This window comes from Sulfolobus sp. E5-1-F (assembly GCF_009601705.1).
Classification (GTDB): Archaea; Thermoproteota; Thermoprotei_A; order Sulfolobales; family Sulfolobaceae; genus Saccharolobus.
This window is the reverse complement of sequence record NZ_CP045687.1, coordinates 1772372-1785644: the sequence shown is the minus strand read 5'-3', so window position 1 is coordinate 1785644 and position 13273 is coordinate 1772372. Positions and strand designations below refer to the sequence as shown.

Below are 13273 nucleotides of genomic sequence, written 5' to 3'. Positions count from 1 at the left end.
TAAGGTTATAACTTATGAGAAAAGCAGTAATATTTGACCTAGATGGTACTTTAGCAAATACCGATGAAGTTCACAAATTAGCTTGGGAAATAGCTTTACGAAAAATGGGGTATGAGGTTAAAGTAGATATTAGACATTTGCTTGGTAGGAAAACGATAGATATAGCAAAGATTTTGATTGGAGAGAGCAACGCAGAAAAATTAGCTTCTGTAAAGACCGAAATATATAACGAATTGGTAAAAACTTTGGCAAAACCTAAACCCTGCGTAATAGATTTGATAAATCGTTTAAGAGATGTGAAAATACCTATTGCAGTGGTAACTTCGTCGATGCGTAACTCTGCTGTTCAAGTTCTAAAGGTAATTAAAGTGGAACCAGATGTCCTAGTTGCAGGAGATGATGTTAAACTAGGGAAGCCTAATCCTATGCCGGTGATAGAGGCAATTAAAAGATTAAACGTAGATCCTAATGAAAGCGTAGGAATAGGGGATACAATCTACGATGTTATGGCATATTATTCAGCTGGAATAAGGGAGATTCTGGTAGTAAGGAGCAGTGTTCCTCTAAATGAAGAAGAGGTTAGGAAATACGATGCAAAGATATTGGATTCATTGTGCGAAATATCGGATTGGTTTGAATTCTTTTAACAGTATTTAACCTCTCACTCGAATGAAAACAAAGTTTTTAATCTTACAATATAAGATTTCTTATAAGGATGGGAGAATGTTAACAAACCCTTACGATTGGATCATAATACTGGTAGTAATCGCTGTATTATTCTTTGGAGCTTCTAAAATACCAGAACTATTTAGATCGATGGGGAGAGCGGTTGGAGAGTTCAAGAAGGGCAGGATTGAGGCTGAGATGGAGTTACAACAAATGCAATCACAAAACTTTCAACAACCATTAGTTCAACAACAACCCAGTGTTCAAGATCTTGAAAAGCAAATAGCTGAATTACAGAAACAGTTAGAGGAGTTAAAGAAATCTAAGCAGAATCAATAAAATACTACACATACTTTTTTCTTTAGGTGAATAGGAGATGATTAGCAACCTAAGTGATTTCTTAGTAGTTATAGTTGTCTTCATACTTTTGATGGCTGGGGATAAAAATGCTGGAAATACCGCTAAGTCAATAGGGAGGTTTTTAGGTGAAATAAGGAAAAGGCAAAACGAATTTAAGACTGAGTTAATGAGGGAATTAAATAGTGTAGAGGATACTAATAATACTCCGTTGACTGGGGCTAGTTTCAAGTACGTAAAGGTTGCAAATCAAGAAAGAATCAAAGAATTAGAGGCTCAAATAAAACGATTACAAGAGGAATTAGAGAGGCTGAAAGCTAGTGACGGAAAGAACTAGAGAGGTTGCAGAGTTTGAAGAAAGGCCTTTAATAGAACATTTAAGAGAATTAGCTTACAGATTAAGGAGAATTATAATCGCTTTAGCAATAACTTTTCTAATCTATTTTATGTTAGGGATAGAACTAGTTAAAATCTATTTACCTTACCCATTCTTTGGTCTTAGATACGTTTTAGCGGAAGTTCCCGTTTTTTATCCATCTTTGTTTGATAGTATATCCGTACAATTAACCCAACTTTTCATATATGATGAGTTACCTAAAGGCGTAAAATTAATAATCATAAATTTATTCGATCCACTCTTCGCATCCTTTTATATTTCTCTATATTTAGCAATATTTACTACAATCCCTATCATTGTAAGGGAAATTTGGGCATTTGTAGCTCCGGGACTATATGAACATGAGAAGAAACTGTTCAAGAGTATAATATTTCCTGCCTTCCTATTGTTTGCCTTAGGTTCCGCCTTTGCCTACTTTCTTCTTATTCCCTTAATGTTAAGGATAATACTATTATATGCTAGTGCTTTAGGTTCTGCGGTGGAACCAACTTTAGGCTTAAGGTCCTTTGTGAGTACAGTAATGACATTGCTAATTGCTACTGGATTATCTTTTGAGCTTCCCCTTATAATGGGTGGTCTAACGGGTATTGGAGTTGTAAAATCAACTACTTGGCTTAGAAATTGGAGATGGGGAGTTCTAGTCTCATTTATTATTGCGTGGATAATTTCACCAGGGACAACGGGAGGTATAATAGAAACAGTAATAGGAATAACCTTGTCTACCTTATATTTTATAGGTGCATTAATAAGTAAATTCATAGAAAAGGGCAGGAAGGAAAAGCTCAGAAATCTTTAGACTATTATAAGAAGTAATTATCCAGCATTAATTTAGGGAAAACTGTCTTAAGTATGTTATACCTTAAATATTTCTATAAGAAATCTTTACAAAAATAAAGTCATATTAAAATCTTACAATAGATTCAAACTACTTTATTGGATTGAAAATAATAGATATATCATTAATAATTATATATTAATGTACTATATTTAAGGGCCACTACTGGTCTAAGTTATTTCATGGAATTATATATTAGATGAGTAATGGTGGAATGGAGTAAAATGGAGCTAAATGCTTTCTCATCTTATCTTAAGCCAAAAAACTTATAGTTTGGATAGTCTATCCACATTTTATGCCAAATGCAAAAGTGATTGGTACGATCGTGGCCATAATTATAGTAGTTGGTATAGTCTCAGTCTTCTACTATTACAAGAGTTCTACCACATCTAATCCAGTTACTATTAACAATAATCTTAGAATCGTATCATTAGCACCTAGTGATACACAAATTCTAATTAGTTTAGGATTAGGCAAGTATATAGTGGGTATTGACTACTACTCATACCAGTTATTGCAGTCCCTTAATCTCACGAAGTATATACCATCCAATGTTACAGTGTTTTCTCAAATATCTCCTCCAAATATTTCCGGTTTATTAATATTACATCCAACGGTTATTGTAGTTGAAGAAGGATTAATTGGAAGTTATATAGAGCAAATGAAAGAAGCTGGACTTAATGTCTTAATTACAAATAACGATTTTGCTAGCTCTTATTCGCAAATAGAAAATTGTATATTAAAAGTAGGAGAATACTTTAATGTAACTAGTAAAGCTCAACAGTTAATAGATTGGATGAATCAGAAAATAAGCGATTTCTCGTCAACTGGAAATGTAAGCATAGCCTATTTATTGTGGATATGTCCAGACTTGAGTTTCTATACTGCAGGTGGGAATGTTTTTATAAATAGTATAATTGTCCAAGCTGGGGGCATTAACGTTTTTGCAAACTACTCTGGCTATCCATTATTAACCCCGTCACAACTACTAATAGCAAAACCGTCAGTTATTATTGCACAAGAAGAATATAATTTAACTTACACCGATTACTTACTATCTCAATATAAGGGAATAAATAGTAGTAATGTGTATGTAATGGGGAATCTAGCGACTAATCTATTTAATGAACCTGGCCCACTTTCGGTATATTCTATCCAAGAGATTAAGCTTATAATTCAAGGGAAGGCACCGCATTTTATATCTGACAATTGGGTGGTAAATAATCTTAATGTAACGCTTCCGGTGTTTTAGATGCTTCGTTTAAGCGTTATTTTTTTAATTACAGGATTTATCGTTTCTTTTTTACTTGGACTACTCTATGGTGATGTTACTATACCAATTACCGAGATTTTTCATCCTCATGGGGTTTACGCTTATATATTACTTAACATAAGATTACCTACCTTAACTGTGGCAATTCTCATTGGCTTAATCTTATCTACATCTGGAGCAGTTCTTCAAATGTTGCTGAGAAATCCACTGGTGGATCCTTATATAAGTGGGACAGCCTCTGGTGGGGCATTTGGAGCAGTTCTTACGTATTTACTGCTGACGCTTAATTTACCCTTTTCATGGATAATATATTTCCAACCCTTAGTAGCATTCTTCACTGCAACGTTAGCAACTTTAATCACTATAGTGATTGGAAAGAAGTCGGGATATCTTGGTCTTATAGTTGGTGGTGTATTAGTCTCATTCATTTTCTCATCTCTAGTAACGATTATATTGTCAATAATAAGCGCTAAATATCCTCAGGTACCTCCACTTACCTTTTGGCTTTTGGGAGATATCAGCGTGGTCGGTTGGTTTAATGTCATAATATTGTCAATATTAGCAATTCTTTTACTTTACTTTAGCCTATCAAATTCTAGATTGATAGACTTACTGTCAATAAGTGATGAGATAAGCTATTCTCAAGGAGTAAATCCTAATAAACAAAGAGTCTTCTGGCTATTGTTCATAAGCCTTGTAATAGCTTACTGCGTTTCAATAGCCGGTATTATAGGATTTTTAGGCATAATAGTTCCACATATTATTAGGAGATTAATTGGAGGGAATACAGGCCAGTTAGTGAAGTATTCCTCACTATTAGGTTCAACAATCTTAATTCTAAGTAACATTTTATCTCATGGTATATTTGGTTATTTCATTCCTCTAACGGCTCTTCTTTCAATTGTAGGAGCTCCAATAATGATATTCGCGTTGGTGAGAAAAGATGTTAACGTTGAAGAATATTAGCGTAATCTTAGGAGGCAAACTAATTTTGTCAGATATTTCTTTTAGTGCAGGAAAAGGTATTAATGTGATTTTAGGACCAAATGGAAGTGGCAAGACTACGTTGTTGAGAGCGATAATTGGGATGGTGAAATATAACGGTGAAATAAGAGTTGATGGTGAAATATCGTACGTTCCAGCTGAATTTTTCTCTCCCAATATGAAAGTTATAGACGTATTAAGAGCAGGTAGAAAAAGAACTAATTATGAACTATATGTAAAGGAGTTAAATGTCGAGAAGTTTCTTGAGAGAGATTTTTCCACCTTAAGCTCTGGTGAAAGAAAACTTATCTTAATAACAAAAGCTATAGCAGAGGCTGAAAATGTAATAATGGACGAACCTCTCTCAAATCTCGATGTTAAAAATAAATTCTTTGTAATGAATATTTTAAAGAAGTTTAACCATAAGACCTTTCTCATTACTTCTCATGAGCTAGAAATTCTAAGGTTCGCTGATAAGGTTATTATAATCAATAAAGGAAAATTGGAATATGAGGGAGGGGTTAGTGATCTTTCTGAAGATTTACTCTCTAATGTATATGGTGTAAAGCTCAAAAAAATACAAGTAGATGGAGAAACATTTTTTAACGTAATCGGATAGATAAGCCTACGAGGTTATAAACAAGTTCTTGTTGATATTTTATAATTAGAGGGAGTTATATTTAATTTAGCCATTATATATGGAGTTTTCAGCATATCAAGGATTATGATAACTTAATCGTTATTCTACAAAGAAATCCATAAAATCTTATGACTATTCTGCTTACTTTTAGTAACTCGATTTTTCAAGATAAACATTTGCTTAATAAGTGCTCTTCTAGCAACTCACCACATATATGGAAGCTTAAATAGTCAGTTATTATTGTAATTGGCCACTAATATCTCATGCAATAGAGTAACCTCTTTATTATATATTAAATTTCTAAATAACACTAGAATTAACTGTACAAATGAATGACGTAGACTTATTTACTAAAAGAAATTTAAGCGTGAGTAAAAGAGCTTCTAATAATTGTTAAGCTTTGTCATAGACATGTAGAAAGCTAACATATTTGTTATATACTTTAGATTCATGAGTAGTAGTATGGTAAGAGAAGTTTGTATGAGATGTGGAAAGGAAAGGGAAAGTATATACGAGATTAAATGTAGCAAATGCGGAGGGCCATTCGACATTCTGATAGATTTCGAATTTGATAAGAATTATGAGAAAGGATTTCCCTATAACGAAAAGAATTTCCCTTATGTTAAGCGCTTCATATCCCTAGGAGAAGGAAGAACTCCATTGATTAAAAAGGGGAACATATGGTTTAAGCTTGACTTCTTAAATCCCTCGGGATCGTATAAGGATAGGGGAGCAGTGACTCTGGTTTCTTATCTTGCTGAAAAAGGTGTAAAACAGATCAGCGAAGACTCTTCTGGAAATGCAGGATCAGCAATAGCAGCGTATTCAGCAGCTGCTGGTATTGATGCATATATTTTCGTTCCCGAAACGGCTAAAGGAGGAAAATTAAAGCAAATAGAAGCCTATGGTGCTCACGTTGTTAGGGTAAGGGGAAGTAGAGAAGATGTAGCAAAAGCTGCAGAAAACTCAGGTTATTATTACGCATCGCATGTTTTACAACCTCAATTTAGAGATGGAATTAGATCTCTAGCATATGAAATTGCAAAGAGTCTAGATTGGAAAACTCCTAATTATGTTTTCATTCCAGTTTCAGCAGGGACTTTACTTTTAGGTGTTCATAAGGGATTCAAGCACTTGCTAGATTCCGGTGTCATATCGGAAATGCCTAAAATCGTAGCAGTTCAAACAGAGCAAGTTATGCCACTATGTGCTAAATTCAAAAATATTTCTTATACACCACCAGATAGGGTTACCTCCATTGCAGACGCTTTAGTATCAACTCGACCATTTCTATTAGATTACATGTTAAAGGCTATTAGTGAATGTATAGTTGTAAGTGATAATGAAATAATAGAAGCTTGGAAGGAATTGGCAAAAATGGGCCTACTAGTAGAGTATAGTTCTGCCACCGTATTCGCCGCTTATAAGAAATTCAGTGTTGATAATGCAGTATTAGTTTTAACCGGTAGCGGATTAAAGGTATTATGAAAGTTTTTGTTGGAACCTCTGGCTGGGTATATGACTGGAATGAGGAAGGTACTTTAGAGTGGTATATTAAGAATAGTGGGCTTAACGCAGTAGAGGTTAATATGACATTTTATCGATATCCTACAAGAAAGCTAATTGAAAGATGGAGTAAATTCAAGGAGATTAGATGGGTAGTAAAGGTAAATAGGAGAGTTACCCACATTAAAAGGCTAAAAGATTTTCAGTCTTGGAAAGAGTTTCAAGAAATAGTTGAGTCGTTGAATCCAGACTTTTATTTGTTTCAATTGCCACCAACTTTTAAGAGAAATTTAGACAATGAGAAGAGAGTATTTCAATTTACTGAATTATTAAAGGACAAAATGGCTGTCGAATTTAGGGACATCGAATGGTACGTAAAACCCTTTAATGTTAGTTGTGTAGTTGTCTCAATAGATTCACCAATAGGTACATATATTATAAAGAGTGGTGATTATATATACCTAAGATTGCATGGAAGGGATGTTTGGTATAATTATGACTACTCTGAAAATGAACTAAGGGAGTTGGCAAATAAGATTATCGCATTAAATCCTAAGTATGTTTACGTGTTCTTCAATAACGATCATTGGATGCTTAAGAATGCTAGATATATGCTTAAAATTTTAACTGAGAAATCTTAAAATGTGTGATGATAAGGGACCACATGGAGTGGTGAAGACAACTTACCCGTCTGAATATTTAAGCTCCTAACCATTTTGAAAATTATGGAAGATTTAACTATTGCAATATTAGGAGCTGGTAAAATAGGTTCGGCGATTGTAAGGGCTATAAGGCTAAAATACCCTAACGTTCACTTAATTGCTACTGCTAGAAAAGATGAGACTTTAAGAAAACTAGAAGATCTAGAGATAGAGACTACTAAGGATAATAATTATGCAGTCGATAAATCTGATGTGATTATCTTAAGCGTTAAGCCTCAACATTTTCCTACTGTTCTAAGGCAGGTTAGTATAGAGTCATGGAAAGGTAAGGTTGTAATTTCAATAATGGCAGGGATTAAGTTATCTACATTATCTAGTCTACTTAATGGTGCTGAGATTTATAGAGCCATGCCGAACATCAATGCAATAGTATGTAAATCTACTACAGCAATAGCCGAGAATAATGGGAAAAGTAGAGAATTAGTAGAGAACATATTTAAGACATTAGGTAACGTGTATTGGCTTCCGGAAGAATACTTGGATATTTGGACTGCGTTAGTAGGCAGTGGTCCTGCATTTATAGCTGAAATTATAGACGCGTTAAGTCTAGGTGCTGTTGCTTGTGGAATGCAGAGAGAGGTAGCTTACAATGCTATCTTAGATATGATAGGTGGAACTATAAGTATGCTTAAGGAGGGTAAAATAGATCATCCTATGCTATTAAGAGATCAAGTAACTACACCATCTGGTACTACAATAAGGGGACTTATGGTTATGGAGGCTAAGGGAATTAAGTCTGCATTAATCGAGACAATAGAGACGTCCTACAAGAGGGCAGCTGAAATAGGTAATGAGATTGATAAGAATATTAGAAATAATAGCAAATAAAGAGGTTAAGGTTAAACTTAATAGTAATATACGAAAGTAATTATTGCGCTAAATATGGATAAGCGTATAGTCACTACAATACTGAGTATAATAAATATTATAGGGATATTTGAATTTCCGTTGTATGAGTCGTTTATAGGATTCTTCCTTATATCTTCCGCTTTATCTATTCTTTATGAATCTCAATTATCTTTAATTGTACCAACTATTATATTCTCCTCATTATTTTTGTTACATATTATTACAATTCAATTACAGAAGTTGATTATATTATCTATTCTAATACTGATTTCAATTATTGGAAAAAATAATAAATTTGTTTATTCGATTCTTCTAGCCCTTGCGCCAGGATTAATTATAAATAATTTTTATTTTTTATTAATAATATTAATATTGCTTATTCCATTATTGATAAAAATTGGAGGTGAAGTGAGAGCTATAGTCATCTCGGGTTTATTATATTTAATATATTCCGGTGTAATATTTGCAAATAATGGATCATTAGCTAATCAAATTTCACAAATATCATTCCTGTATTTAGTCTTTGGAGTTATAGGAGTTATTGTTGAGAATAAAAGAATTATTAGACCAGTATTAAGAAATATTCTTCCGTACTTGTCATTTATTCCCGCTTCTTTTGCATCAATAATGTTAGGCTATCCAAATGAGTCTACATTTGTTTACTGGTCAGCTGACTCATTTTATTTTTCTCATTTATATCTGCCTTGGATATACGAAATAGGTTATAACTCGAATCAGCACTTAATTGCAAGCTGGTTTTTCGCTTATCTTTTAGCACTTCTCATAAAAAACCCTTTAATAACAGCGCAAGTATTTCTGTGGATTTTCACATTCTTATCCGGCTTAATATCATATTATGCCTTTAAAAGACTTAATTTGAAATATCCACTACTCTTCTCATTACTATATCAGATAAATATATTTAATCCCGTAATATCTCACTCAATTTCAATTTTTTCATACGCATTTCTGCCTTTAGCCTTACTCTTTACATATAATAGGAATAAAGTGCTCTATTCAATTCTAACATTGACATCATCGTCTTCTATCCCGATCTTCATATCTGCTCTAATAATTCCATTAGTATACCGTAGGTATTACTTCCCATTATATGCCCTAGGCGTTAATGCATTTTGGTTAATTCCCTTCTTAATCTTTGGTTATGATAAATTTACATTTAACATATCTAACTTAGAAATTCTTATCTCGATTGTCCTAATTTCAATGTCTGTTCTCTTATATCAACTAAGATTTAAAAATACTGAAATAATATACATGATTTTTATATCATTTATACTACAAATATTAGGAATAAACACGGGACCGCTAATTCTCCTTGCTACTATTTTAATATTTGGAAGCTTAAGGGATACTAGTATCCTTTACTTGACCTTGCTGACTGGTCTAGTTATTCTATCTACTACCAGCTTTTCATACGGCGTAATTTCTGGTTATTCAAATACTACTTTTTACACGTACAATCTGCCTAGTCTACCCAAAACTGGAGAGTATGGGTTTGGAATTACGACATTAGTTAATGCTCTCAATCTTACCGCTAGTGGAATTCCTACTCCATCAATATCCTATGACGTTAGGTATTTCATATTTAATTCACATATCATTGAGAATCCATTATACTTTGGATTTCCAATTCCAGCGATACCTAACTACACTCCGCAATTAACGTTTTCATACATTTACTCTAATTCTTCATCAGTTAAGGTAATTTACTCTCCCTTTGATAAACCACTAGGCCTTATACTCTATTCTAACATGACACCCTCAGAGATCACAATAGTATTTCCAACACATATTGGGAACATTAGTGGAATAAAGGGTGTTGTAATAAATAACGATACAGTTGAGATTATTACCAATAGCTCCTTAACCATAATAGGAGGTAAAGTAACTGTAGATAATAGGTCAATCTTTTCCTCCTATTATAAACCTAAAATAATAACAAGTATTACGATTGGTGAAATTACTGAAGTTATTGACTCAAATTATTCAATTTATCTTCCAATACATGAGAGCTTAAATATTAACGGAAAAGTCATAAATCATTCAATAATTCTCCCTCCAGGTAAGTACACTATAGTGATTTCTGATGAAAAGATTGAATATGTAAGCTATGCTTCAATATTTCTAAGTATAGTATCTTTAGTGCTATTGATAAGAAGAGGAATGAGAGTATGAAAACGCTACTAGTATTTGTAATATTATCACTTTCTCTATTTACATTAGTAACTTCATCTTTCTCGATAGTGATAATATCTCCTAATGTAGTAAGGATTTTATCGTATCAGCAAGTTGGAAATAATGTGTACAGCAGTCCATTATGGTCCAATGGAACTGCCATTGTGATTCATAATACGACTTATGAGTCAGTAATAGGTTCGTCTTATAGTTATGCTGTACAAGAAGTAAATCTTTCTACTTATAACAACTTCAATTATTCGACTTTGTATAATTACTTCTCCGGAGTTCAAGCAGGTGCAATAATACTAGGTGGAAACGTAGATTTGAGAAAACCAGCAAATCAACAGCCATATGTATTAATTTATTCTGTAACTTCTGGCCAACTATTGGTTAAGACTCCTAACAGTAGCTTGAGAGTTGCAGTAAATAATCTACCAGTCAGCGTAAGTGGTTTTCTTTCAATTCAATTTTCCAATGTAGAAGGTAATTTAACAGTTGTCTATATTTTATTAGACGGCAACATTACTAGATTAATTTATATAACTCCAATACCTTGGTCTGAAGTAAAATATGCAGGCTGGTTTCAAAATTATGGCTTATCCTACATATACTATATTGCGTCAGCTAAATGTGTGGAAAGCCAGCCAATGATAGCTGGAGAAACTTACTTATCACCAGATGTTGTTAGCTCTCCAATATGGAAACTTGGAGTTGGCAAAATTATTAACATAACCTCGACGTATGAAACTTTAGAAGGTCTAATGGGTGGTAGTTATATAGTTCAGTCCTACAATATATCGCGATTAAACTATCTCATTTTAACAGTTAACTTTACATATTATAGTGGAACTAATGCTGGAGTTGAACTTCTAGGAAGCAATTTAAATCTGACCCAAACAGATCTCTCACAGAAAGTTTACGCTTTATTATATTCCGTAAATAATGGAAAATTACAAGTTAAATTACCAAATTCATCTTTTCAAATTATAAATGATACTTTGCCAATTATAAAGGGAGGATTACTAAGTTTAATATTTTTGAATAATAATAACAATATTAGCTTATATGAAATTATTTATGCTGATAAAATTTACTATCTAAACATTACTACACCGATACCTTGGTCAAACATAACCTATATTGGATGGAGAGTCGATAATGGTATCTCAAAAATTTTCTTTGTTACTCCAAATTTCATAATAGGATTACAAAGTCATTTCACGTTCGAATTTTTAGGGAATAATGGTACTGCTGTTCCAAATCAACAATTTTACATATATATAGGCGATAATTTATCAAGTTTGCGACTTTATTATAAAGGTTACACTAATTCCAATGGTCAATTTTCACTTCCATTACCCATAATCTATCCATCGTCAACGTCATATGAATACGTAAGAGTGGTTTGGGTTAACTCATCTACAAACATAACCTTAATAATACCATTGATAAAAGGTGCAAGTGATTTCTATCTTCCAGCTACCATTATATCAGTAGAGCAAAAAAGTACGAATATAAGTATTAATTACTATACACTATCCTTATTTATTGTACTCGCCTTCTTGTTAGTAGCTTATATTTTTACTAAAGAAAAACGCTTCTGAAGTATCCTAGTTTCACGTAATTGTCTAAGAATTCGTTAAACTTGTTAACGTATTCACTGATAGGACAATTTGTACATATTTCGTCACTATTCAAAACCTCTTTAGAATACCAGTACAAGATCGGATTCGCTAGTTCTATACGATTCTCCATAGTTCCCATGACTATAGGTATCGAGTAGTTAACATTACTTTCTCTTTCTAAGATATCTTTAGTTAATCTAGAGTAGTTACCCTTTGCTATGTAAGTGTTTAGTAACTTCACTAATACGTTGTCAAAAAATGAGTAATCATCATTCCTCATCACGTATAAAGAGGAATATACGTATTCATTTACTGTAAATATGTTCTTTTCATGAAGTTCCCCAAGATTTATATCGCCGATCTGAACGATATTGCCATCATCATTTCTTAAGAATAAACCAACTTTGATATCATTTTTATTTAAGCTATTTTTATTGTTTAGTATTTCAACTTCTTCAGTATGTAAACTACCTTTTTTACTTACTGAAAACATGCTCACTTTATGCTTTACCAATTTTAGATCTCTTTGGAGTATACTAATGGAAGTCTGGCCTAACAACTCAACATCTTTATATAGTGCAGTAAAGAAAGTTAACGATTTTCCGTTTAAACTAGTAGTTGAAAAGGGATTAGAATTATTAAATCTATCTAGTTTAAATAGTGAAAGAACATTGTATATTGTTCTTATTTCTCTAATTTTATATGGAGTAACTTGATTACTTTCAACGATAATTGGTGAAGAGAATGGTAATTCTATAATATCTATTACGCCCAATTCCAATGTTAAAGATAAATACTTTTTCTCACCTAAATGTAATAGAGGAATAATATGTTTTTGTGTTATTTTAGTTCTCTTATATTCGTCAATTGAAGGTAGTTTTGGTCTTTCCATCTTTCTCCTTCTTGGCTTTTCTTCTCTTTCCTCTATGCAATTCTCGAAGGAGACTTTTTGCGAAATCTTTAATTCCTCTATAGGTTGCGATATCATATTCTCTATCTCGTCAATTAGCTCGTATATTGCCTTGTGAATTGTAGTTTTGGTAAATTTTTTTGTTATCCTTTTTGCTATTCCATCAATGCAGAGAACTGCAGTTAATGTATGAGAATCTTCCTTGACCAAAACAATCTGTGTTCCCCTACTCGTCTCTAAGGCAGTAAAAGTTCCTTCTACACCGTGTTCTATAACGTATTCAAGGAGTCGGTAAGATTCTTCTTTCATT

At 32.8% G+C, this 13273-nt stretch carries 13 protein-coding genes; 12 read left to right on the top strand and 1 reads right to left on the bottom strand.

Going from position 1 to position 13273, the window contains the following annotated elements:
- Positions 1 to 14 precede the first annotated feature (14 nt).
- The 12 genes from GFS03_RS09160 to GFS03_RS09105 all read left to right on the top strand — a co-directional run bounded on the left by GFS03_RS09160 (position 15) and on the right by GFS03_RS09105 (position 12032).
- The gene (locus GFS03_RS09160) at positions 15 to 647 is read left to right on the top strand and encodes an HAD family hydrolase (RefSeq protein ID WP_153423675.1); all 633 of its coding nucleotides are present in this window, start codon (positions 15 to 17) and stop codon (positions 645 to 647) included.
- A 76-nt stretch (positions 648 to 723) separates the two neighbouring features.
- Positions 724 to 1005 (top strand): twin-arginine translocase TatA/TatE family subunit, encoded by a 282-nt coding sequence (locus tag GFS03_RS09155; protein WP_162000410.1) that lies wholly within the window; start codon positions 724 to 726, stop codon positions 1003 to 1005.
- 37 nt (positions 1006 to 1042) lie between these two features.
- Positions 1043 to 1360 carry a twin-arginine translocase TatA/TatE family subunit gene (locus GFS03_RS09150; protein ID WP_153423671.1) on the top strand — a complete coding sequence of 106 codons (318 nt, stop codon included), beginning with the start codon at positions 1043 to 1045 and terminating at the stop codon, positions 1358 to 1360.
- Positions 1344 to 2216 (top strand): twin-arginine translocase subunit TatC, encoded by an 873-nt coding sequence (gene tatC / locus GFS03_RS09145; RefSeq protein WP_153423669.1) that lies wholly within the window; start codon positions 1344 to 1346, stop codon positions 2214 to 2216. The genes GFS03_RS09150 and tatC overlap by 17 nt, the downstream gene beginning before the upstream one ends.
- 334 nt (positions 2217 to 2550) lie before the next feature.
- Positions 2551 to 3507, top strand: a complete 957-nt coding sequence (locus GFS03_RS09140; protein ID WP_153423666.1) for an ABC transporter substrate-binding protein — start codon at positions 2551 to 2553, stop codon at positions 3505 to 3507.
- Complete coding sequence (locus GFS03_RS09135) at positions 3508 to 4494, top strand: FecCD family ABC transporter permease (RefSeq protein ID WP_153423665.1); 987 nt, start codon at positions 3508 to 3510, stop codon at positions 4492 to 4494.
- Positions 4472 to 5131, top strand: coding sequence for an ABC transporter ATP-binding protein (locus tag GFS03_RS09130; RefSeq protein WP_153423663.1), 660 nt, complete (start codon positions 4472 to 4474; stop codon positions 5129 to 5131). The genes GFS03_RS09135 and GFS03_RS09130 overlap by 23 nt, the downstream gene beginning before the upstream one ends.
- Positions 5132 to 5614: 483 nt before the next feature.
- The gene (locus GFS03_RS09125; RefSeq protein WP_153423661.1) at positions 5615 to 6640 is read left to right on the top strand and encodes a pyridoxal-phosphate dependent enzyme; all 1026 of its coding nucleotides are present in this window, start codon (positions 5615 to 5617) and stop codon (positions 6638 to 6640) included.
- Complete coding sequence (locus GFS03_RS09120; protein WP_153423659.1) at positions 6637 to 7299, top strand: DUF72 domain-containing protein; 663 nt, start codon at positions 6637 to 6639, stop codon at positions 7297 to 7299. The genes GFS03_RS09125 and GFS03_RS09120 overlap by 4 nt, the downstream gene beginning before the upstream one ends.
- Positions 7300 to 7383: 84 nt before the next feature.
- Positions 7384 to 8208, top strand: coding sequence for a pyrroline-5-carboxylate reductase (gene proC / locus GFS03_RS09115; protein WP_153423657.1), 825 nt, complete (start codon positions 7384 to 7386; stop codon positions 8206 to 8208).
- A gap of 54 nt (positions 8209 to 8262) precedes the next feature.
- On the top strand, positions 8263 to 10425 hold the full coding sequence (locus tag GFS03_RS09110) for a hypothetical protein (RefSeq protein WP_153423655.1): 2163 nt from the start codon (positions 8263 to 8265) through the stop codon (positions 10423 to 10425).
- Entirely contained in the window at positions 10422 to 12032 is a 1611-nt protein-coding gene (locus GFS03_RS09105) for a hypothetical protein (RefSeq protein WP_153423654.1), read from the top strand. The genes GFS03_RS09110 and GFS03_RS09105 overlap by 4 nt, the downstream gene beginning before the upstream one ends.
- Here the strand turns inward: GFS03_RS09105 and GFS03_RS09100 are convergent.
- Positions 12013 to 13272 carry a hypothetical protein gene (locus tag GFS03_RS09100; RefSeq protein WP_153423652.1) on the bottom strand — a complete coding sequence of 420 codons (1260 nt, stop codon included), beginning with the start codon at positions 13270 to 13272 and terminating at the stop codon, positions 12013 to 12015. The genes GFS03_RS09105 and GFS03_RS09100 overlap by 20 nt on opposite strands.
- Between the last annotated feature and the right edge of the window lies 1 nt (position 13273).